General features: G+C 72.7%; 16 protein-coding genes and 1 tRNA gene. 10 read left to right on the top strand and 7 right to left on the bottom strand.

Going from position 1 to position 22,608, the window contains the following annotated elements; all coding sequences use genetic code 11:
- Positions 1–11: 11 nt before the first annotated feature.
- Genes Q1B24_RS11055 through Q1B24_RS11045 form a run of 3 tightly spaced genes read right to left on the bottom strand, consistent with a single transcriptional unit; the run spans position 12 to position 4,528 of the window.
- Entirely contained in the window at positions 12–536 is a 525-nt protein-coding gene (locus Q1B24_RS11055; RefSeq protein ID WP_299927850.1) for a nitroreductase family deazaflavin-dependent oxidoreductase, read from the bottom strand.
- 17 nt (positions 537–553) lie between these two features.
- Positions 554–730, bottom strand: coding sequence for a DUF6104 family protein (locus Q1B24_RS11050; protein ID WP_299927847.1), 177 nt, complete (start codon positions 728–730; stop codon positions 554–556).
- Between the two features lie 21 nt (positions 731–751).
- Complete coding sequence (locus Q1B24_RS11045; protein WP_299927844.1) at positions 752–4,528, bottom strand: multifunctional oxoglutarate decarboxylase/oxoglutarate dehydrogenase thiamine pyrophosphate-binding subunit/dihydrolipoyllysine-residue succinyltransferase subunit; 3,777 nt, start codon at positions 4,526–4,528, stop codon at positions 752–754.
- Between the two features lie 158 nt (positions 4,529–4,686).
- On the opposite strand from Q1B24_RS11045, the gene Q1B24_RS11040 reads away from it, so the two are divergent.
- Together Q1B24_RS11040 and Q1B24_RS11035 are read left to right on the top strand one after the other, a co-directional pair.
- A complete protein-coding gene (locus Q1B24_RS11040; RefSeq protein ID WP_299927841.1) occupies positions 4,687–5,310 on the top strand; it encodes a hypothetical protein in 624 nt (207 codons plus the stop codon).
- A gap of 11 nt (positions 5,311–5,321) precedes the next feature.
- Positions 5,322–6,218, top strand: a complete 897-nt coding sequence (locus tag Q1B24_RS11035; RefSeq protein WP_299927838.1) for an LCP family protein — start codon at positions 5,322–5,324, stop codon at positions 6,216–6,218.
- Positions 6,219–6,221: 3 nt separating this feature from the next.
- On the opposite strand, the gene Q1B24_RS11030 is transcribed toward Q1B24_RS11035, so the two are convergent.
- Entirely contained in the window at positions 6,222–7,655 is a 1,434-nt protein-coding gene (locus Q1B24_RS11030) for a hypothetical protein (protein ID WP_299927835.1), read from the bottom strand.
- A 283-nt stretch (positions 7,656–7,938) separates the two neighbouring features.
- On the opposite strand from Q1B24_RS11030, the gene Q1B24_RS11025 reads away from it, so the two are divergent.
- Positions 7,939–9,243 carry a hypothetical protein gene (locus tag Q1B24_RS11025; RefSeq protein WP_299927830.1) on the top strand — a complete coding sequence of 435 codons (1,305 nt, stop codon included), beginning with the start codon at positions 7,939–7,941 and terminating at the stop codon, positions 9,241–9,243.
- A gap of 6 nt (positions 9,244–9,249) precedes the next feature.
- Positions 9,250–12,171, top strand: a complete 2,922-nt coding sequence (locus Q1B24_RS11020; RefSeq protein WP_299927827.1) for an FtsW/RodA/SpoVE family cell cycle protein — start codon at positions 9,250–9,252, stop codon at positions 12,169–12,171.
- A 19-nt stretch (positions 12,172–12,190) separates the two neighbouring features.
- On the opposite strand, the gene Q1B24_RS11015 is transcribed toward Q1B24_RS11020, so the two are convergent.
- From Q1B24_RS11015 to Q1B24_RS11005, 3 genes are all read right to left on the bottom strand, one after another.
- On the bottom strand, positions 12,191–13,210 hold the full coding sequence (locus Q1B24_RS11015; RefSeq protein ID WP_299927824.1) for a rod shape-determining protein: 1,020 nt from the start codon (positions 13,208–13,210) through the stop codon (positions 12,191–12,193).
- Between the two features lie 178 nt (positions 13,211–13,388).
- Positions 13,389–13,461 (bottom strand) — tRNA-Arg (locus tag Q1B24_RS11010).
- A 76-nt stretch (positions 13,462–13,537) separates the two neighbouring features.
- A complete protein-coding gene (locus Q1B24_RS11005) occupies positions 13,538–14,035 on the bottom strand; it encodes a thioesterase family protein (protein ID WP_299927821.1) in 498 nt (165 codons plus the stop codon).
- A gap of 94 nt (positions 14,036–14,129) precedes the next feature.
- Between Q1B24_RS11005 and argS the strand changes: the two genes are divergently transcribed.
- The 6 genes from argS to rho all read left to right on the top strand — a co-directional run bounded on the left by argS (position 14,130) and on the right by rho (position 22,587).
- Complete coding sequence (gene argS, locus Q1B24_RS11000; protein ID WP_299927818.1) at positions 14,130–15,800, top strand: arginine--tRNA ligase; 1,671 nt, start codon at positions 14,130–14,132, stop codon at positions 15,798–15,800.
- Positions 15,801–15,806: 6 nt separating this feature from the next.
- Positions 15,807–17,210: a diaminopimelate decarboxylase gene (gene lysA / locus Q1B24_RS10995; RefSeq protein WP_299927815.1), complete on the top strand. Its 1,404-nt coding sequence runs from the start codon at positions 15,807–15,809 to the stop codon at positions 17,208–17,210.
- The gene (locus Q1B24_RS10990; protein ID WP_299927812.1) at positions 17,207–18,517 is read left to right on the top strand and encodes a homoserine dehydrogenase; all 1,311 of its coding nucleotides are present in this window, start codon (positions 17,207–17,209) and stop codon (positions 18,515–18,517) included. The genes lysA and Q1B24_RS10990 overlap by 4 nt, the downstream gene beginning before the upstream one ends.
- Positions 18,514–19,602, top strand: coding sequence for a threonine synthase (gene thrC / locus Q1B24_RS10985; RefSeq protein WP_299927809.1), 1,089 nt, complete (start codon positions 18,514–18,516; stop codon positions 19,600–19,602). The genes Q1B24_RS10990 and thrC overlap by 4 nt, the downstream gene beginning before the upstream one ends.
- A complete protein-coding gene (gene thrB, locus Q1B24_RS10980; RefSeq protein ID WP_299927806.1) occupies positions 19,602–20,498 on the top strand; it encodes a homoserine kinase in 897 nt (298 codons plus the stop codon). The genes thrC and thrB overlap by 1 nt, the downstream gene beginning before the upstream one ends.
- A 199-nt stretch (positions 20,499–20,697) precedes the next feature.
- Positions 20,698–22,587 (top strand): transcription termination factor Rho, encoded by a 1,890-nt coding sequence (gene rho / locus Q1B24_RS10975; protein WP_299927803.1) that lies wholly within the window; start codon positions 20,698–20,700, stop codon positions 22,585–22,587.
- Positions 22,588–22,608: the final 21 nt, after the last annotated feature.

Raw genomic sequence — 22,608 nt, 5'->3', positions numbered from 1 at the left:
CCCACGACCGGTCAGACCGGCTCGAGCACGAACACCCGGATCCGCCGGCTCTGCCCCACGCGCTGCCGGTAGCGGGCGTAGCCGGGGTAGAACCGGGCAGCGAGCCCGAAGACCTCGTCCGCCTCGGCGGGCGTCGCGGGCCGCGCGACCACCTCCCGCGAGGCGCCGCGGTAGGTGAGGGTCGCTCGCGGGTCGGCCTCGAGGTTGAGGGCCCACGCCGGCGTCGTGGGCTGGCCGAAGTTGGTGCCGAGCAGCGCGAGTCCGCCGGCGTACGGCGTCGCGATCAGGTGGCTCGCCCGGCGCTGTCCGGACCGGCGGCCGGTCGTCGTGACGTCGAGGACCTCGAGGCCGGCGAGCAGGCCCGGGGCGCTGCGGCGCCCCCTCGTGAGGCGACCCACGACGTCGTCGAGGTGCCGCAGCACGTGGGAGAACACCCAGCCGCCCGCGCGGGTGCCGGCGCCCCAGCGGACCACGCGGTGCACGGGGTTGCCCGAGGCGTGCGTGTAGCCGAGGTCCGCGGCCAGGTCGTGCGGCACCTCAGACCCCCTCGTGCCTAGTCGTCGGGGTCGTCGAGACGGGCCAGCCAGGTGGCCAGCCGCTCGATCGGCACCTCGAAGTCGGGGTGCGCGTCGACGAAGGCCTGCAGCTGCTCGGCGAGCCACGCCAGGGTGACCTCCTCGTCACCCCGGCGCCGCTCGAGCTCCTCGATCCCGCGATCGGTGAAGTACACCGCTGCTCCTCCGGCCCCGGCTCAGTAGTCGTGGCCGGCGGCGCGCGGGGACTCGAAGGCCGCGTCGAGCAGCGTCTTCTGCTCCTCGACGTGGCGCTTTACCGTGCCCACCGACGGCGACGCCGACGCAGGACGCGTGATCGGCTCGACGGTGAGGTCGAGCTCCGGCCACACGTTGAGCTGGTAGTGCGGCCACGGGCCCATGTTGCGCGGCTCGTCCTGCACCCAGCGGATCGCCTTGAGGTTCGGGTACTTGGCGATCTCGGCCCTGATCTCCTCGACCGGGTTCGGGTAGAGCCGCTCGATCCGGCCGATGGCGAACGCGTCGCCGTTGTCGCGCTTGGACCGCTCGACCATGAGGTCCCACGTCACCCGGCCCGAGCACATGATGAGGGTCTCCACCTTGTCGCGGTCCGCGGTCTCGTCGCCGATGAACGCCCGGAAGGTGGTGTCGCCGACGAAGTCGGTCGGCTGCGAGGCCGCCTCCTTGCGCTTGAGCATCGACTTGGGGGTGAAGACGATGAGCGGGCGGTGCTCCTCACCCAGGGAGTGGCGACGGAGCAGGTGGAAGTACGACGCCGGCGTCGAGGGCTGCGCGACGACCATGGCGTCCTCGGCACACATCGTCAGGAAGCGCTCGATGCGCGCCGACGAGTGGTCGGGGCCCTGGCCCTCGTAGCCGTGGGGGAGCAGCAGGACGACGCCCGACTGCTGGCGCCACTTCGTCTCACCGGCGGAGATGAACTCGTCGATGACGGTCTGCGCGCCGTTGACGAAGTCACCGAACTGCGCCTCCCACAGCACCAGCGCCTCGGGTCGCGCGACGGAGTAGCCGTACTCGAAGCCGAGGGCGGCGTACTCCGAGAGCAGCGAGTCGTAGACGTGGAACTTCGCCTGGTCCTGGGTGAGGTTGGTCAGCGGCGTCCACTCGTCGGCGTTGACCCGGTCGATGATCGTGGCGAACCGCGAGACGAACGTGCCGCGGCGCGAGTCCTGGCCGGCCAGGCGCACCGGGCGGCCGTCCATCAGCAGGGAGCCGAAGGCGAGGATCTCACCGGTGCCCCAGTCGATCGGACCGTCGGTGATCGCGGCGGAGCGGCGCTGCAGCTGCGGCATCACCTTGGGGTGGACGGTGAAGTTCTCCGGCGGGGTGACGTAGCTGTCCGCGATCCGCTTGAGCACCTCGGGCGTGACGGCCGTGGAGAACTCGCCGGCCGGCTTGTCCGGGTAGTCCGGGACCGTCTTCCACTCGGTGGGCGCCTCCGAGCTCGCCTCGCGCACCTCGGTGAAGACCCGCTCGAGCTGCTGCTGGTAGTCCTTGAGGACCTGCTCGGCCTCGTCGATGGTGATGTCGCCACGACCGATGAGCGACTCGGTGTAGAGCTTGCGCACCGACCGCTTCTGCTCGATGAGGTCGTACATCAGCGGCTGGGTGTAGGACGGGTCGTCGCCCTCGTTGTGACCGCGGCGGCGGTAGCACACGAGGTCGATGACGACGTCCTTGTTGAACGCCTGGCGGTAGTCGAAGGCGAGCCGGGCGACGCGGATGCACGCCTCCGGGTCGTCGCCGTTGACGTGGAAGATCGGCGCCTGCACCATCCGCGCCACGTCGGTGGCGTAGAGGGACGAGCGCGAGGAGCCAGGCGCGGTGGTGAACCCGACCTGGTTGTTGATCACGACGTGCACGGTGCCGCCGGTGCGGTAGCCGCGCAGCTGCGAGAGGTTGAGCGTCTCGGCCACGACGCCCTGGCCGGCGAAGGCGGCGTCGCCGTGCACCAGCAGCGGCAGGACCGGGAACTTCTCGCCCTGGTCGAGGAGGTCCTGCTTGGCGCGGGCGATGCCCTCGAGCACCGGGTTGACCGCCTCGAGGTGCGAGGGGTTGGCGGCGACGGACACCTTGATCTTGTCGCCCGAGCCGGCGAGGAACTCGCCCTCGGCGCCGAGGTGGTACTTCACGTCGCCGGAGCCCTGGACCGTACGCGGGTCGATGTTGCCCTCGAACTCGCGGAAGATCTGGCTGTACTTCTTGCCCACGATGTTGGCGAGCATGTTGAGCCGGCCGCGGTGGGCCATGCCGATGGTGACCTCGTCGAGGCCGGTCTCGGCGGCGGCCTCGCAGATCTCGTCGACGAGCGGGATGGTGGTCTCGCCACCCTCGAGGCTGAAGCGCTTCTGCCCCACGAACTTCGTCTGCAGGAACGTCTCGAAGGCCTCGGCCTGGTTGAGCTTGAGCAGGATCCGGAGCTGCTCCTCCCGGGGCGGCTTCACGTGCGGCTGCTCGACGCGCTCCTGGATCCACTTGCGCTGCTCGGGGTCCATGATGTGCATGTACTCGATGCCGGTGGTGCGGCAGTAGGAGTCGCGCAGGATGCCGAGGATGTTGCGCAGCTTCATGAAGCGCCGGCCCTCGCCGCCGAACGACCCGGTCGCGAACTCGCGGTCGAGGTCCCACAGCGTGAGGCCGTGCGACTCGATCTCCAGGTCGGGGTGGCTGCGCTGGCGGTACTCCAGCGGGTCGGTGTCGGCCATGAGGTGGCCGCGGACCCGGTAGGCGTGGATCAGCTCGAGGATCCGCGCCTGCTTGACGATGTCGTCGTCGTGGGTGGCGACCACGTCGCGGGACCAGCGGATCGGCTCGTAGGGGATCCGCAGCGAGCGGAAGATCTCGTCGAAGAAGCCGTTCTCGCCGAGCAGCAGGCCGTGCACACGCTTGAGGAACTCACCCGACTGCGCACCCTGGATGACGCGGTGGTCGTAGGTCGAGGTCAGCGTCATCGTCTTGCTGATGGCGTTGCGGTTGATCGCCTCGTCGGAGGCGCCCTGCCACTCCGGCGGGTACTCCATCGCGCCGACACCGATGATCGCGCCCTGCCCGGCCATCAGCCGCGGCACCGAGTGGACGGTGCCGATGCCTCCGGGGTTGGTCAGGGACATCGTGGTGCCCTGGAAGTCGGCGACGGTGAGCTTGCCGTCGCGGGCCTTGCGCACCATCTCCTCGTAGGCGGTCCAGAAGGCGGCGAAGTCCATCGCCTCGGCGCCCTTGATGTTGGGCACGAGGAGCTGGCGAGTGCCGTCGGGCTTCTGCATGTCGATCGCGAGGCCGAGGTTGATGTGGGCCGGCGTGATCAGGTTGGGCTTGCCGTCACGGAGCTCGTAGCCGACGTTCATCTCGGGCATCGCGCGCAGCGCCTTCACGAGGGCGTAGCCGATGATGTGGGTGAACGACACCTTGCCGCCGCGGGCGCGGGCGAGGTGGTTGTTGATGACCGTGCGGTTGTCCCACAGCAGCTTGACCGGGACCGAGCGCACCGAGGTGGCCGTCGGGACCGACAGCGACGCGTCCATGTTGGCAGCCGTGCGCGCGGGCGCGCCGCGCAGCACGGTGTAGGTCGGCTCGTCGCTCGCCGGCGTCGGCGCCGCGGGCTTCGGGTCCTTGGCGACCGGGGAGCTGGAGCCCTTGGCCGGCTCGTCGGCGGCAGCCTTGGGACGCGGCGTGGCGGTCGCGGGCTTGGCCTGCTCGGCGGGCTTCGCCGGCGCCTTCGCGGGTGCCTTGGCAGGAGCCTGCGAGGTGGCCGGAGCCGAGGTCTTCGCCGAGGTCTGCGTCTGGGTCTTCTGGGAGGACGGGGCGGGGGAGGCGCTGCCGTTCCCGAAGTAGGACGCCCACTCCGGCCCCACGCTCGCGGGATCCTTGTCGTACTGCTCCTTCATCTCCTCCACGAGCCACTCGTTGGCTCCCAGGTCAGATGATGGTGCAACCGAGGACTGGTTGCCGGACTGCCCGTTCGGGGACTGCGCCACGCTTGTTTCGCCTCTTCCAGATGTGATCGCGCGAGGATTGACCAAGTCGACGACAAGGCTAGTCGCACACGCACGCAAATGCAGGGCCGGGTTCGGCTGGTGAGGCATGGTGTCGACCACACCCCCACGTCGTCCGCTCGATCCGCCTGGAGCTCTCCATGCCCCGCCCCTCACCAGGCCGCGTCCACCACGCCCACCGCGCTCGCCGCGTCGTGGGGCTCGCGCTCGTCCTGCTCGTCCCGTTCGCCTCCGCCTGCCAGTCCACCTCCGAGCCGTCGGCGGCGCCGGAGCGGCTGAGCCGGTCCGACTCGCGGGCGTCCCTGGCCTTTCACCCGGAGTCGACGAAGGTCGGCATCCACCGCGTCCACGGCCGTCTCCCCGTCGCGCGCCGCAAGGCCGTGCGTACGCAGGTCGGGGCCGTCGTCGACCGGTGGTGGGAGGCGGCCTACCTCGGCGGCTCCTATCCCCGCAGCAGCTTCCCCTCCGCGTTCCCCGGCTTCACCGACGCCGCCGAGGATCGCGCGCGCGCGGACAAGGCCCTGCTGACCAACCAGGTCGCCGGTCCGCGCATCGACTCGGTGACCGCCCGCAAGCGCGCGGTCACCCTCGACATCCTCGCCGCCGGCCGCCAGGCGCGAGCAGTGACCGCGCAGTTCGTCCTCACGTTCGACACCACGGGCAGCAGGGCCGGCACCACCACCGTGCGGGGACGGCTCTTCCTCACCCGCAAGCGAGGCGTTTGGCGCGTCTTCGGGTACGACGTCGCGAAGGGAGCCCGGTGATGGGACGGACCATGAGGCTCGCGCGGACGGTCGCCCTCGTGGCGGTGCTGGCCGTCACCGCGTTCGTCGTACCCACCTCGGCGGTCCAGCAGACCGAGGTCAGCCTGGTGCGGATCCGGCACGCCCAGGGCGTCGCCACCGGCGGCGAGGACGTCGTCTGGATCCTCGGCGTGGGCTCGGACGCCCGTCCGGGCCAGGTCATGACCCGGGCGCGGGGTGACGCCCTGCAGCTGGTGGGCATCAACACCCGCACCGGCGCGGCCACCGCGATCGGGGTGCCCCGTGACTCGTGGGTCGCCATCCCCGGCCACGGGCGGGAGAAGATCAACTCCGCGCTCTACTTCGCCGGGCCCCGCGGGATGGCCGGCGCGATGCGCAACCTGGTCGGCATCGAGCCCGACTACGTGGTGGTCACCCGGTTCCCGTTCTTCGAGGACATGGTCGACGACATCGGCGGCATCACCGTCACCAACCCGCGCCGCTTCACCGACCCCAACCTCAAGAAGGAGGGCTTCGCCCGCGGCCGCATCCGTCTCGGCGGCTACGACGCGATGGCGTTCTCGCGGATCCGCTACAACCTGCCGGGCGGGGACTTCGACCGCTCGGCCAACCAGCAGCGCACCCTGCGCGGCATCCACGCCCGCATCCGGGCGCAGGCCGACGTGCCCGGCTTCATCGAGCGCGGCGTCATGACGGTGATGGCGCACACCGACACCAACGCCTCGCCGGGAGAGCTCTTCGAGATCGCCCAGGCCGTCGCCCAGGTCGACCCGCGCAGGATCACCACGTGCGTCGTGCGGGGGCGGATCGGGTTCGTGGGTGCCGCCAGCGTGGTCTTCCCTGACGTGGCGCAGGCGCGGCGCCTGGGGCGCGAGGCCCGGCAGGACGCCACGCTGCGCGGCTGCTGACGGTCAGGAGCCGTAGATCCGTCCCGCGGTGCGCGCCAGGTCGATCACGACGGCGTCGGAGTAGAGCTTGATCCGCAGCCCGATGACCTGGGAGCCGCGGTAGCCGGTGTCGACGAGCTGGCGCTGGATCTCACCGATGCCGTTCGGCAGCTCGACGACCTCACCAGGTGCCGGGACCGCGAGCGGCCGCCCGGCGACGGTGATCGAGCCGACGCCGGTCGACACCGTGGAGCCGACCCGCTTGCCGGCCCTCTGGCGCATCGCCGCCCGTGAGCTGACGTCAGTGATCACCAGCTGCGCCGTGGGGATGGTGACCGTGCGGATGGCCGTGCGCGACCAGCCCTTGGCGACCTTGGCCCGCTTCTTGCCGGCCTTCTTGCCGGCCTTCGCGCGGAACTGGTCGCCGTTGACCTGGTAGGTCACGCCGTCGAGCTGCACCGGCACGGGGACGAGCTGGGTGGCGTGGGGGACCTGGTAGGTCTGCGTCCGTCCGCGGGTGCCCTGGCAGGGGAGCGCCTTGTGCTGGACGTTGCCGAACCGCAGCGCGCCCTGCAGCGCCTGGTAGTCCATCGCGGTGCCGCCGGAGCGGAACACGCCGACGGGGGCCGGGCCGCCCATCCGGACGCGCGCGGTGCCGAGCTCGACGAGCTGGCGGCGCTCGCCGGCCGTGACCTCGATCCGCAGGGCAGAGGCCTGGGACTGGGCGTTGTGGCTGTTGGCCCGACCGTTCTCGTAGCCGAGCGCGATGGTGCCGAGCCCGGGGATGACGATCGGCCCGGTCACGTCGCTGAGCACCTGGAAGACCTGCTGGGCGGTCTGCTGCGTACCGGTGAACACGGTCTCGGTGACCTGGTCCAGCGGAGCGAGGAGCTGCTGGAGCTCGGGCGGCAGCTGCTCGACCACGGTGTTCTCGAGCAGCTCGAGGGAGATGCTGGCGAAGGTGAACCCCTCGTCGTGGCCGTAGCCCCGCGGCGTGTGGAAGGCGTGGGCGGTCGTCCGCAGGCCCTTGATCACCAGGCGGGGCGTGGTCAGCGGCCCGACGGTGCCGCCGACGCTGATGTCGCCGATGGTGTTGGTGCCACGGACGCCGTAGGTCTCGCCGTCGACGTACGTCTCGGTGCGGCTGGTGCTCGCCGAGACGCGGATCAGCGGGTTGTCCGGGACCGACACCGCGCTCTGCTGCTCGACGACCTTGCCGGCCGACCGGGTGCACAGCTGCTGCGCGTGGGCGTCCTTGAGGTCGAGCGCCTCGACGCTGTCGGTCACCAGCTTCACGCCGTAGACGTCGCCGCGGTAGCCGAAGCCGGTGATCTGGTCCGCCTCCGCGACGCGGGCACCGGCCCCCGCCTGCGCCGGTGCGGCACCGGTGGACAGCGCGAGCGCGGCGCCCAGGCCGAGGCTGACGGCGGCGACGAGGCGTCGCTGGGTCTTCTGCATGTCCCCTCCCAGGGTCTGCGGGAGCGACGCCCGACCGTCCGAGTGACCGCCCGGTAGCTCCCTCGCCCGCTCAACGACGGGGAAGCGGATTGGTGACGGCCGTCACCGGGGGAGCGGACGGGCGCCCGCGGAGAGCTCCGTGACAAGCCCCGGGCCGGACCTACCCCGGATCAGGTCCAAGGACCCTGTGACGGGCCCCTGCGTCTCCCGATACTGAGACTCATCACGCGGCGCGCGGTCGCACCAGGCACCGCACGTCTCGGTGTGCAGAACGGGGGATCCGATGGTCCAGGAAGTCTCGACACCCCGCGCCCCGGACGCCGGTCCACCTGCGTCGGAGGTGGTGGAGGAGCGCCCCGCCGGGCCACCGGGCTCGGCCGTCGGCGCCGGACGCGTGCCGCTCGACCGGTTGCTGACCATGGCCACGCTCAGCCCCGCTGAGGCCACCTTCGTGGCGTGTCGTCTGCTGGAGTCCACTGACCGGCCGCGCCCGGTCGACGGGGCACTGCCCCACGACGACGGTTGGGACGACCGTTGGGAGGTGGCCATCACCGCCTCCGGAGGTGTGGAGGCCACGCCCGCCGGGCCGCGTTCCGGGGCCGCCGTCCCCGAGCTGCTCGGACAGCTCGTCCGCAGCGCGCGTCGGCTGCCGGCCCACCCGGCCGCGGGCCAGCTGGTGCTGCTGCGCCGGCTCGAGGAGGCGGCCGCCGAGACCGGAGCCGAACCGGGCGCGCGGGCCGGCAGGCTTCGACGGGCGCTGGTCGAGACCCTCGGCGCAGACGCGTCCGAGCGCCTGGGTCTGCAGCTGGCCCACCTCGTCGACGCGTACGTCCACGTGGCGGCGAGCACCACGGCGCAGCCGCGAGTCGCGGCCGGGGCGGGTGTGGTGCAGCCCGGTCTGGGGTCACCCGCTCTGGGCCTGCCCGGCCTGGACCCCCGCGGTCCGGACTCGCCCGGTCCGCGGCGACCCACGCCCGCGCGGTTCTCCCGGCGCCGACCACGGTCGCGAGGGCCGGCACTGGGCCGTCGCCGCGCACCGGCCCGCCGGGCGGTGCTCGCCGTCCTGCTCCTGGTCGTGGCGGTGGCGGGCAGCGGTTACGTGCTGACCCGTCGCGCCGACGACGCGAGCGCCGGCTCGGGCGGCGGCCCCGCGACCGCTGGCCCGTCGGGGAAGGCGTCCGCCGGCGCGACGCCGGAGTCCGCGCAGCGAGCGTCGTCGCGACCTCGTGCACGTGTCGAGACACTCGCGCCACGGCAGGCCGGTGTCGTCACCGGCGTCGAGCTGCGGCGGGCAGGTGCCTGCACCCCGGGCGCGCTCTGCGCCGTCACCGTGACGACCCGCTTCCGCCCGGCCCCTTCCGCGCAGGCCGTGACCTGGCGGGTGGGCACGGCGACGTCGTGCAACGGCAGCGTGACATGGTCGGCCCCGGTCAGCGTGACCGCGCAGCCCGGGTGGACCAGCGTCTACGCCAGCTCGTCGGTCCCGGTACCCCGGGGGCGCTCGGTGGCGCTGGTCGCCACGACGACGGCACCCGCTCGCGCCCAGTCGCCGCCGGTTCCGGCCACCGAGTCGTCACTGCGCTGCTGACCGGCCATGCTCAGCGTCGAACGGGGAATGCTGGGCGGACGCCGGTCCCGCCCGGGGCCGGTCCGGCCGGCGCGGCTCCCCGTCGCACACCTCCTCGATCCGCTCGCCGTCGGCGCCGTCGCGCTGCTCGCCGTGCTGGGGCTGGCCAACCTCGCAGCGCTCGGTGACCAAGCGGCCGTCCGGCACCAGTTGGCGGTCCTCATGGGCGGGGTGGTGCTGTTCGTCGTCCTGAGCCGGTGGCGTACGGCCGGCCTGCGCTGGCTGGGGTGGGGGTGCTACGCGCTCAGCGTGCTGCTGCTGGTGGCGGTCGACGTCGGCGGCATGTCGGTCAGGGGTGCCCAGCGGTGGATCGCCCTGGGACCGTTGTCCATGCAGCCGTCCGAGCTCGCCAAGCTGGGCCTGCTCCTGGCGCTGGCCCTGGTCCTGGGCAGTGAGCGGTCGTGGCCGCGACGCCTCACGACCGCGCTGCTCGTCGCCGCGCTGCCCATCGGCCTGGTCCTCCTCCAGCCCGACCTCTCGACCGCGCTGCTCCTGAGCGCCGTCACCGGCACCATGCTGGTGCTCGGCCGGGTCCCGTTCAAGGTGCTCGTGCCGTGCCTCGTGGTCGCGGCACTGGCCCTCCCGTACGCCGTGCAGCTGCTCCACCCCTACCAGCAGGAGCGGCTGAACGTCTTCCTGAGCGGGTCGACGGACGCAGACGGGCCCGGGTGGGCGATCCGGCAGATGCACATCGCCCTGGCCTGGGGTGGCCTGACCGGTGGTGGCGACCACCCGCTGCACCGGCTGGTGGGGCTCTACCTGCCGGACCGGCACACCGACCTCGCCTTCGCCAGCCTCGTCGAGCAGTTCGGGATCCTCGCCGGCGCGTCGGTCGTGCTCGCCGCGGCCGTCCTCGTCTGGCGCGTGGTCGGCATCAGCCGCCGCACCCGCAACCGTCCCGCGGGGCTGGCCGCGGCCGGTTTCGCCGCGCTCGTCGGGGTCGAGGTCGCGGTCTCCGTGGCGGGCAACCTCGGCCTGGTCCCGACCGCCGGGGTGCCGTTCCCCCTGCTGAGCTACGGCGGCACGGCGGCCGCCGTGCACATCGCGGCGCTCGGGCTGGTGCTCGCGCTGGGCGCCGACGGGGAGACCCACCGCCTCTGGCTCCGCGGCCGCCCCGACGCGACGCGGCCACGACTGCTGCGCACCGCCGCCGTCGCAGCAACGGGCCTCCTGGTCGCGATGGTGGGGTTCGCCTGGCAGCTGCAGAGCGCGCAGGGCTCCCAGCTGCGCGAGGCAGCGCTCGACCAGATGCTGCGCTGCACCCGCGTGCCCGCGGCACGCGGGGAGATCACCGACCGGCACGGGACCCCACTCGCGCTCGACGTACGACGACACCGGGTGGGCGTGGTGCCGGCCCTGGTGCGGCCCGCCGACGTGCCCACGCTCGCCGCCCTCACGGCACGGCCCGAGACCGGCCTGCGTCGCCAGCTCCACCGGAACCGGGCGAGCCGCGACCTCACCGTCGCGTCCCTGCCGGTGGCGGCCGGTCGACGCGTCCGCGCCGCGGCGCTGCCCGGTGTCTTCGTGGTCCCGGAGGCCCGTCGGCGCTACCCCGCCGCGGACGTGCTCGGCCCGGTGCTCGGCTGGACGGGCGTCGCCACCCCCGTGGAGATGGAGCGCTGGCCCGACCTGGCCCTCGGGGCGATCGCGGGCCGCGCCGGCCTCGAGCAGGTCTACGACCCCGTCCTGCGCGGCACCGACGGGCGCCAGTGCGTGTACGTGACGCCGGCCGGCACGCCCATGGCGATGGGCCCCTACACCCCACCGCGTCGTGGGCAGGCCTTGCGGCTCACCGTCGACCTCGGCCTGCAGCGCGAGCTCACCCGGTCCCTCGAGGCCGTGCTGCGCAGCAGGCCCGGACAACCGCTCGGGGACCTCGGCGGAGCGGTGCTCCTCGATCCCCGCAACGGGCAGGTGCTCGCCACGGCCAGCCGACCGGCGTACGACAACCGGATCTTCGGCCCGCCCGTCGACGGTGCCGCACTGGCGCGGGAGGCGCGCCGGGCGGGGAGCCCGATGCTCGACCACGTCACGCAGGTGGCAGCACCACCCGGGTCGACGTTCAAGCTGGTGGTCGCTGCGGCCAGCATGAGGGACGGGACGGTGCCGCCGGACCGGGTGCTGCCGGGTGGCGCCTCCTGGACGCTGGGCGACCACGCCTTCGGCAACTGGATGTCCCTGCCCGCGCAGGACCTGCCCGACGCGATCTCGTGGTCCAACAACGTGTACTTCTACCAGCTCGCGTGGGCGATGGGCCCCGAGCCGATGATCAGCACGGCGCGGAGCCTGGGCGTCGGCCGGCCGACCGGCATCGACCTGCCCGGGGAGGTCGGCGGCTATCTCGGTACCCCGGCCTCGGTCGCCCGCGACGGCGGGACGTGGTTCCCCGGCTCCACCGTGATCCTCGGCATCGGGCAGGGCTACCTCACGGTGACGCCGCTGCAGGACGCCCTGTGGACCGCGGGCATCGCAACCGGCGCCGTGGTCACGCCGCACCTCGGCTTGGCGTACGGCGAGGGGCGGGACCGGTCGGCGCTCCGGTGGCCGCGGCCGCGCCGGCTGCCGTACGCCGACAGGCTGGGGCCGGTCCGCGAGGGCATGGCGCTGGCCGCGACGTCGGGGACCGCCAGCATCCTGCGGGCCCTGCCGGTCCGGGCCGGCGCCAAGACCGGCTCGGCACAGGACCCGTCCGCGCCCAACGGAGCGCCGGACTCGTGGTTCACCGCAGCCGCCCCGCTCGACCGCCCGCGCGTGGTGGCGACGTCGTTCGTGCGTGGCGGCGGCCACGGGGTCAGCACGTCCGGGGCCGTCGTGCTGCCGGTGCTGAAGTACTTCTTCGCGCACGAGGAGGACATCCTGCGGACGGGACCTCCCGCCCGGCGACCGTGATCAGCCGGCCTCTCCGTGGTCAGCCGGCTTCGAGGAACGCGTCCTCGTAGGCACGGACCACGTCGGGGTCGGCCAGGCAGCGGGCCGCCCCCTCCGCCACACAGGTGAGCGGCCGCTCGGCCATCCGGACGGGGAACCCCAGCGCCGACTCGACCAGCTTGTCGAAGCCGCGCAGCAGGCTGGAGCCGCCGAAGACCACGACCCCCTCGGTGAGGATGTCGTCGGCCGCCTGCGGCGGCAGGTCGTCCAGCACTCCTGCGAGCGCGGTGATGATGGCGTCGGCCGTGGGCTGCAACGCTTCGAGGACCTCGGCGGACTCCATGGTCTTCAGGCGCGGCCGGCCGGTGGCCAGGTCGATGCCCTGCACCACCGTGGAGAGGCCCTCCTCGGCGTCCACGGCGCACTTCAGGGCCTCCGCGGTGAGCTCGCCGACGAGCAGCTGGTGCTCGGCCCGCAGGTAGCGGTAGAGCGTGAGCGTCATCTCGTCGCCCGCGATCCGCGACGACCGGTGCGACAGGACGCCGCCGTAGCAGAACGCCGTGATCTCCGAGGTGCCCCCGCCGATGTCGAGGACCATGTGCGCCCGGGGCTCGAGGGGGTCGAGCCCGCAGCCGACCGCCCCCGCGATCGGCTCGGGGATCAGTGCGGACTTCCGCATCCCGGCCTCGTCGGCCACCTCCAGCAGGGCGCGCCGTTCGAGGGCGGTGGCACCGGCGGGCACCCCGATGACGGCGCGGGCGCCGATGCGCTGCCACGCGGGAATCGCCACCTTGCCCATCAGTGCGGCCATGAACGCCCGTGCGGCCTCGAGGTCGACGATCACCCCGTCGTGGAGCGGCCGCACGGCGGAGAGCCCGACCGGGCAGCGCCCCATCAGGTCGCGGGCCTCCCGTCCGACCAGCAGGGGCCGGACGCGCCGCGTCCTCGCCTCGGAGGTGCGGACCACCATCACCGACGGCTCGTCCAGCAGCACCCCGCGGGTCCGGTGGCACACCACCGTGTTCGCGGTCCCGACGTCGATACCGAAACCACCACTCATCGTGCCCCCTGCGTGAGATCCAGGACCTGGTCCACGCTACGGCTCCGCCTCCGCCGTGACAGGGGTCTTTGGTCCCGGGAGCGAGGGGGACGCGGGCGGGACAACGGCCGGGAAATGAGCAACGGACCTACGTCTGTCGTAGGTCCGTCGTCGCCGATGTCGTGCGACATCACAAGGGCGCCTCCGGCAGGATTCGAACCTGCGGCACCTGGTACCGGAAACCAGTGCTCTATCCCCTGAGCTACGGAGGCCCGCACCGTCCCGGATCGCTCCGGATCTGGTGCGCGGTGAAGACTACCGGTCGCGCGGCGCGGTGGTGAATCGGCCTCAGCGCAGGGCGAGCGACCCCGAGGTGTCGGCCGGGAAGGGCAGGGCCTCGTGCTCGGCGATCCGGGCGTCGAGCTTGGCGGCGACGTCCTCGGGCCAGGGCGCGGTGCGCCGGTCCTCGAGCTCGATGTGGAGGAAGATCTCCTCGACCACGCACGCCACCTGCTGGTGGGTCTCGTCGAGCAGGTAGATGAGCACGTGGGCGGCCCGCTCGGAGCGGCCCAGCAGGCGCACCCGGGCCGACATCGTGTCACCGGTGCGCAGCTCGTTGAGGTAGGTGACGTGGTGCTCGGCGGTGAAGCACGCGTGCCCGTGGGTCAGCGGCCACATCTGCGGGATGCCCACCTCGACGAGCGACTCGTCGAGGCCTTCGCTGGCGATGCCGATGTAGTGGCGGACGTTGAGGTGGCCGTTGATGTCCTCGAAGGGCATCGGCACGGGCTGCTCGACATAGGCCGGGAGCTGGGTCAGCTGGTCGTAGGTGGGGTGCGTCGTCACGCCCCGAACCCTAGGGCAGGACCTGCTGCGGGTCGGTGGGCCACGGCGTGAAACCGGTTCGGTCCCTGCTGCGCGGCGCCGATAGGCTTGCCCGGTGAATCCCGATCAGCTCTCCGAGACCATCGTCGACGTGCTGCAGGCCCTCGTGGCCGACGGCGCGATCACGCTGCCCGACGGCGTACCGACCCAGGTCACGGTGGAGCGACCCCGGCAGAAGGGTCACGGGGACTACGCCACCAACGTCGCGCTCCAGCTCGCCAAGCGTGTGCAGATCGGTGGGCAGGGGACCAACCCGCGCGCCTTCGCCGACCTCGTCGCCGAGCGGCTCCGCGCCGCCGACGGCGTCGCGGAGGTGGAGGTCGCCGGGCCGGGCTTCCTCAACGTCACGGTCGAGGCCGGTGCGCAGGGCCAGGTCGCCGCCGATGTCGTCGCTGCGGGGGAGGCGTACGGCTCCTCCGACGCGTTCGCCGGGGAGAAGATCAACCTCGAGTTCGTCTCGGCCAACCCGACCGGGCCGCTCCACCTCGGCGGGGTGCGCTGGGCGGCGGTGGGTGACGCGCTGGGCCGGATCTTCGAGAAGACAGGCGCCGACGTCACCCGCGAGTACTACTTCAACGACCACGGCGCCCAGATCGATCGCTTCAGCTCCTCGCTGCTGGCCAGCGCCAAGGGCGAGCCCGCGCCCGAGGACGGCTACGGCGGCCAGTACATCCACGACATCGCCGCGGCGGTCGTCGAGCGCCGTCCGGACGTCAAGGAGCTCGACGACGCGCAGGCCCAGGAGGTCTTCCGCGAGGTCGGCGTCGACATGATGTTCGAGGAGATCAAGAAGTCGCTGCACGACTTCGGCGTCGACTTCGACGTCTACTTCCACGAGAAGTCGCTGCACGACTCCGGAGCCGTCGAGCGCGCCATCGAGCGGCTCACCGAGATGGGCAACACCTACGAGGCCGACGGCGCGTTGTGGCTGCGCACGGAGCAGTACGGCGACGACAAGGACCGCGTCATCATCCGGTCGAACGGCACCCCGGCCTACATCTCCGGCGACCTGGGCTACTACCTCGACAAGCGCGAGCGCGGGTTCGACCGCTGCTTCATCATGCTCGGCGCGGACCACCACGGTTACGTCGGCCGGATGAACGCCATGTGCAGCGCCTTCGGCGACGAGCCGGGCAAGAACCTCGAGATCCTCATCGGGCAGATGGTCAACCTGCTCCGGGACGGCGAGCCGATGCGGATGTCCAAGCGCGCCGGCACGGTCGTCACCATCGACGACCTCGTCGACGCGATCGGTGTCGACGCCAGTCGCTACGCGCTGGCTCGCTACCACAGCGACAGCCCCATCGACATCGACCTCGACCTGTGGTCGCGTGCCACCAACGACAACCCGGTCTTCACCGTCCAGTACGCCCACGCACGCGTGTCGAGCCTGATGCGCAACGCAGCCGACCTCGGCGTGAGCGCCGCGTCGCACCCCGAGCTGCTCACGCACGAGAAGGAGGGCGAGCTGCTGCGGGCGCTCGCCGAGTTCCCCCGGGTGGTCAAGGCGGCTGCGGAGCTGCGCGAGCCGCACCGCGTGGCGCGCTACCTCGAGGAGCTGGCCGGCACTTACCACCGGTTCTACGACAGCTGCCGCGTGCTGCCGCGGGGCGACGAGGAGACCTCCGACCTGCACCGGGCGCGGCTGATGCTGGTAGACGCCACCCGGGTGGTCCTCGCCAACGGCCTCGACCTGCTCGGCGTCTCGGCCCCCGAGAGGATGTGATCGGGCGTGCCCACCGCACACCCGTCCGGTTGGGCCCACGCGGACGGCGCGCTGCGTGGTCCGCACTGGCTGCGTGAGCCGAGCGACCCCGACGCCCTCGTCCCGCTCCTCTGGTCGCGGACCGCGACCAAGGCCGACGGAGTCCTGAGCGTCGGCGGCGTACCGCTGCCCGAGCTGGTGCGCGAGCACGGCTCACCGGCGTACGTCCTCGACGAGGCCGACTTCCGCGGCCGGGCCGCCGCCTTCCGCGACGCCTTCTCCGACTACGAGGTCTACTACGCCGGCAAGGCCTTCCTCTGCACCACCGTCGCCCGGTGGCTCGCGGAGGACGGGCTCTCGCTCGACGTCTGCTCGGGCGGCGAGCTGGCAGTCGCCGAGCGCGCCGGCTTCCCGATGGAGCGCATCGGCTTCCACGGCAACAACAAGACCCTCGGCGAGCTCGAGCGCGCGGTCGAGCTCGGCGTGGGCCGGGTCATCGTGGACTCCTTCCACGAGATCGAGCGCCTGACTGCGATCACCGCCGAGCTCGGCCGCTCGATCGGCGTCATGGTGCGGGTCACCGCGGGTGTCGAGGCCCACACGCACGAGTACATCGCCACCGCCCACGAGGACCAGAAGTTCGGCTTCTCGATCGCCAGCGGCGACGCGCTGGATGCCGTACGCCGGGTGCACGACGCCCCGGGGCTGCGCCTGCTGGGGCTGCACTCCCACATCGGCAGCCAGATCTTCGACACCTCCGGCTTCGAGGTGGCGGCCCGCCGCGTGCTCGCGCTGCACGCGCGTGTCGTCGAGGAGGTGGGCGTCGAGTTGCCCGAGATGGACCTCGGCGGCGGCTTCGGCATCGCGTACACGACCCAGGACGACCCGTCCGACCCCGCGCAGCTGGCGACGGAGATCTCGAAGATCGTCGAGCACGAGTGCCGCGGCCTCGGGATCGCCGTCCCGCGCCTGTCCATCGAGCCCGGCCGGGCGATCGTCGGTCCGTCGATGTGCACCGTCTACGAGGTCGGCACGGTCAAGGAGGTCGCCCTGGACGGTGGTGCGCGCCGCACCTACGTCTCCGTCGACGGGGGGATGAGCGACAACATCCGCACCGCCCTCTACGACGCCGACTACTCCGCGACGATCGCCTCCCGCCCCTCGGGCGCCCCGCCCGCGCTGTCCCGCGTGGTCGGCAAGCACTGCGAGGCCGGCGACATCGTCGTCAAGGACGAGTTCCTGCCCGGTGACGTGCGTCCCGGCGACCTCGTCGCGGTGCCCGGCACCGGCGCCTACTGCAGATCCATGGCGTCCAACTACAACCACGCCCTGCGTCCTCCGGTGATCGGAGTTCGGGACGGGAAGACTTTCACCGTGCTGCGACGAGAGACTGTGGCCGACCTGTTGGCGACCGATGTGGGTAACTCATGACTGACAAGCGCACCTTGAAGGTGGCGGTGCTCGGCTGCGGCGCGGTCGGGTCCCAGGTGGTGCGGCTGCTGAGCGAGCAGCACGACGACCTGGCCGCCCGGGTGGGCGTGCCCGTCGAGCTGGTGGGAGTCGCCGTACGACGTCTCGACGCGCCTCGCGACGTCGACGTGCCCGAGGGCCTGCTGACGACCGACGCGCACGGCCTGGTCGCCCGCGACGACGTCGACCTCGTCGTCGAGGTGATCGGCGGCATCGAGCCGGCGCGCACGCTCATCCTGTCCGCGCTCGACAACGGCGCCAGCGTGGTCACGGCCAACAAGGCCTTGCTCGCCGAGGACGGCCCGACCCTGTTCGAGGCCGCGGCGAAGGCCGAGCGCGACCTCTACTACGAGGCGGCCGTCGCCGGGGCGATCCCGATCCTGCGCCCGCTGCGCGAGTCGCTCGCCGGCGACCGGGTCACCCGCGTGCTGGGCATCGTCAACGGCACCACCAACTTCATCCTCGACAAGATGGACACCTCCGGCGCCGGCTTCTCCGAGGCGCTCGAGGAGGCCCAGGAGCTCGGCTACGCCGAGGCCGACCCGACGGCCGACGTCGAGGGCTTCGACGCCGCGGCCAAGGCCGCCATCCTCGCCAGCCTCGCCTTCCACTCGCGGGTCACCGCGGCCGACGTCCACCGCGAGGGCATCTCCGAGGTCACCGCGGCCGACGTCGCCAGCGCCCGCGACATGGACTCCGTGGTCAAGCTGCTCGCGATCTGCGAGCTCCGCCCGGGCCCCGACGGCCAGGAGCAGGTCGCCGCCCGCGTCCACCCGGCGATGATCCCGCGCTCCCACCCGCTGGCCAGCGTCCGCGAGGCCTACAACGCGGTCTTCGTCGAGTCCGAGGCCGCCGGCCAGCTGATGTTCTACGGCCCCGGCGCGGGTGGCGCGCCCACGGCGAGCGCCGTGCTCGGCGACCTGGTCACGGTCGCCCGCAACCGCCTCGCCGAGACCCGCGGCGCCGGCGAGTCGGCCTACGCCGACCGCGCCGTCCTGCCGATGGGGGAGACCCGCACCCGCTACCACGTCGCGATCGACGTGGACGACCGCGCCGGCGTCCTCGCGGCGGTGGCCAACGCCTTCGCCGACCACGACGTGTCGATCCAGACCGTCCGCCAGGAGGGCCGCGGTGCCGACGCCCAGCTCGTGGTCGTCTCCCACGCCGCCCCCGACGCCGCGCTCAGCGCGACCGTCGAGCAGCTGCGCAACATGGACATCGTCCGCGAGGTCACCTCGGTGATGCGGGTCGAGGGAGGCGACGAATGAGTGCCACGACCAGCCGTGCGGCGACCCACCAGTGGCACGGCGTGATCGAGGAGTACCGCGACCTCCTCGACCTGCCCGAGGGCATGCCCGCCGTGACGCTCCGCGAGGGCGGCACCCCGCTCGTGCACTCCGAGTGGCTCTCCGGGCTCACCGGGGGAGACGTCTGGCTCAAGGTCGAGGGCGACAACCCGACCGGCTCCTTCAAGGACCGCGGCATGACCGCCGCGATCTCCCACGCCAAGCACCTCGGCGCCGAGGCGGTCGTGTGCGCCTCGACGGGCAACACGTCCGCGTCGATGGCGGCGTACGCCGCGAAGGCCGGACTCAAGCCCCTCGTGCTCATCCCCGAGGGGAAGATCGCCGCCGGCAAGTTGGCCCAGGCCGTCGTCCACGGAGCCCAGGTCATCATGGTGCGCGGCAACTTCGACGACTGCCTGGCGATGGCCATCGGGTTGTCCAAGGGCTACCCCGTCGAGCTGGTCAACTCGGTCAACCCGGTCCGGCTGCAGGGGCAGAAGACCGCGGCGTTCGAGATCGTCGACTTCCTCGGTGACGCGCCCGACGTCCACCTGCTGCCGGTCGGCAACGCCGGCAACATCGCCGCCTACTGGCTCGGCTACCAGCAGTACGCCGACCTCGGCCGCGCGACGAAGCGGCCGCGGATGCTCGGCTTCCAGGCCGAGGGTGCCGCGCCCCTGGTGACGGGCGAGCCGTTCCCCGACCCGGAGACCAAGGCGACCGCCATCCGGATCGGCAACCCTGCCTCGTGGCACCTCGCCGAGCAGGCGGCCAAGGAGTCCGAGGGCGGTTTCGCAGCCCTCTCCGACGCCCAGATCCTCGCCGCGCAGCTCGAGCTGGCCCGCAACGACGGCGTCTTCGTCGAGCCCGCGTCGGCGGCAGGTGTCGCCGGGCTGCTCGCCGCGCTGGAGTCCGGCCAGGTCTTCACCGGCGCCACGCTGGCGATCACGGTCACCGGCCACGGCCTCAAGGACACCGCCACCGCGCTGGAGTCCTGCGGCGACATCGTCGACACGGTCGTCGACGCCGATGTCGACGCGGCGGCCGCCGCAGCCGGCCTCGGCTGATGACCCAGTTCGTCGACGGCCCCGTGCGGGTCTCCGTCCCGGCGACGTCGGCCAACCTCGGCCCGGGCTTCGACTCCCTCGGCCTGGCGCTGTCGCTGCGCGACGAGCTCGAGGCGGAGGTGCTGCCCGACGGCCTCGTGGTCGAGGTCGACGGCGCGGGCGCCGACGGCGTGCCGCGCGACGAGTCGCACCTGGTCGTGCGGTCGATGCGGGCGGCCTTCGAGCTGATGGGGGAGCAGCCGCCCGGCCTGCGGCTGGGCTGCCGCAACGTCATCCCGCACGCGCGCGGACTCGGCTCGTCGTCCGCCGCGATCGTGGCGGGCGTGGTCCTGGCGCGGGCCCTGGTGGCCGGCGGTCAGCTGCTCGCCTCCGACGAGACGCTCTTCGACCTCGCCGCCGACCTCGAGGGCCATCCCGACAACGTTGCCCCGGCGTTCTACGGCGGTTTCGTGATCTCCGGCCGCGAGGACGGGCACTGGTACGCCGTCCGCGCCGGGGTCGACCCGCGGGTCACCGCCGTGGTGTTCGTCCCGCCGACCGGGGTGGAGACGACCGTCGCCCGCGGCCTGCTGCCGGACGCCGTGCCGCACGCCGACGCCGCCGCCAACTCCGGGCGCGCCGCCCTGCTGGTGGCGGCCCTCAACGGTCAGCCCGAGCACCTCCTCGCCGCGACCCGCGACTGGCTCCACCAGGACCAGCGCGAGCCCGCGATGCCCGAGACGCTGGCGCTCGTACGTCGACTCCGTGCGGACGGCGTGCCCGCAGTCGTCTCCGGTGCCGGACCGACCGTGCTGGCCTTCGGCTCGGCCGACACCTCCAGGCTGCTGGACCGGTGCCCGGACGGCTGGGCCCCGCACCAGCTCTCGCTCGACGTCGAGGGCGCCGTCGTCCTCTGACGCCGCACGTGCGCGACGCGCGTTCCCGGCGATGACCAGCAGCGGGCCGCTGCCCTGCTAACCTGACGGCGCGCCGTTCGGCGTACCAGCCCGTCCCCGTCCTCGCGATGTCGCGAGGTCCGCGTGGACGGTCGACCACCATCCGCCTCGCCGGCCGTTCGCCCGGTCCGGGAGGCGACGCGACGTGCGAAGGATCCACGTGACCGAGACCCCCTCTGCTGCTGCGGAGAACGCTGCCACCAAGCCGGCCAAGAAGTCGGGTGGCCTCAGCTCCATGCTCCTCGCCGACCTGAAGTCGATGGCCGCAGGCCTCGGCATCGCCGGTGCCGGCTCGATGAAGAAGGCCCAGCTCGTCGACGCCATCCGGGCGAACCAGTCGGGCGGCGCCCCGGCCCAGCCCGCCCAGGCCCAGCCGACCCAGGCCGAGCCGGCCCCGGCCGAGGCGGCCCAGGCCGAGCCGGCCCCGCAGACGACCGTGCGCACCCGGACGCGCAAGCAGCGCCAGGCCGAGCAGCAGGCCGAGCGGGGGGAGGGCAAGCCCGACCAGAAGGCCGAGCCGAAGGCGGAGTCGAAGGCCGAGCCGAAGCCGGAGCGGTCCGAGCAGCAGGACCAGAAGAAGTCTGACAAGCAGCAGGGCCAGAAGGACCAGGACCAGAAGCAGGGCCAGAAGCAGTCCAAGCAGAACCAGCAGAACCAGCAGAACCAGCAGAACCAGCAGGGCAAGCAGGACCGGGACCAGGGCCGTCAGGACCGCGACCGCCAGGACCAGGGCCGCCAGGACCGTCAGGACCGGCAGGACCGCGACCGCCAGGACCAGGGCCGCCAGGACCGTCAGGACCGGCAGGACCGCGAGCGCCAGGACCAGAACCGCCAGGACCAGAACCGGCAGGACCAGCACCTCTCGGACGACGACGAGGACGGCGAGGGCGGCAGCCGCCGCAACCGCCGCCGCCGCGGGCGCGACCGGACGACGACGCGTCAGGGTGGCAGCCGCAACGAGCCCGACACCACGATCCTCGAGGACGACGTGCTGGTGCCGGCCGCCGGCATCCTCGACGTGCTCGACAACTGCGCGTTCGTGCGCACGTCGGGCTACCTGCCCGGCCCGGAGGACGTCTACCTGTCGCTGTCGATGGTGCGGAAGTACCACCTCCGTCGCGGCGACGCGGTGGTCGGCCAGGTGCGCCAGCCGCGTGAGGGGGAGCGCCGGGAGAAGTTCAACCCGATGGTCCGCATCGACAGCGTCAACGGCACCGAGGCCGAGGGCGCCAAGGAGCGCCCGCACTTCGCCGATGCGGTGCCGGTCCACCCGCACCAGCGGCTGCGCCTGTCCACCGACGCCGACCTGATCGGGCGGGTCGTCGACGTCGCCGCCCCGGTCGGCAAGGGCCAGCGCGGCCTGGTCCTCGCGCCTCCGCGCACCGGCGCCACCACGCTCCTGCAGTCGATCGCCCAGTCGGTCACGTCGAACAACCCGGAGTGCCACGTCATGGTGGTCCTGGTCGACACCCGCCCCGAGGAGGTCACCGACTACCAGCGCGCCGTCAAGGGCGAGGTCGTCGCCTCGACCTTCGACCGGCAGCCGGCCGACCACACCCTGGTCGCCGAGCTTGCCATCGAGCGGGCCAAGCGGCTGGTCGAGCTCGGCCACGACGTGGTCGTGCTGCTGGACTCGCTCACCCGGCTCGGTCGTGCGTACAACCTGGCCGCCCCGGCCAACGGCCGCGTGCTGGCGGGCCTGGTCGACGCCTCGGCGGTGCACCCGACGAAGGAGTTCTTCGGTGCGGCCCGCACGGTCGAGGACGGCGGCTCGCTGACGATCCTGGCGACCGTGGCGGTCGGCACCGGCTCGGCCACCGACGAGTTCTTCCTCGAGGAGCTCGCGGGCGCCGCCAACCTCGAGCTGGTGCTCAGCGCGGAGCGCGCGGCCAAGGGCATCGTGCCCGCGGTCGACGTGGCGGCCTCGGGCACCCGGCACGAGGAGAAGTTGCTCGCCCCGGCCGAGGGCGCGGTCGTCGGCGACCTGCGCAAGCAGCTCGCCGCCGCCGACTCCCCGCAGGCCGTGACGAAGGTCGTCGGCACCCGCTGATCCGCGGGTTCCCGAGCGGGA

It is taken from the genome of uncultured Nocardioides sp., from assembly GCF_947488025.1.
GTDB lineage: Bacteria > Actinomycetota > Actinomycetes > Propionibacteriales > Nocardioidaceae > Nocardioides.
Note: the sequence above shows the minus strand (reverse complement) of the source record. Positions and strands in the feature narration are given on the sequence as shown.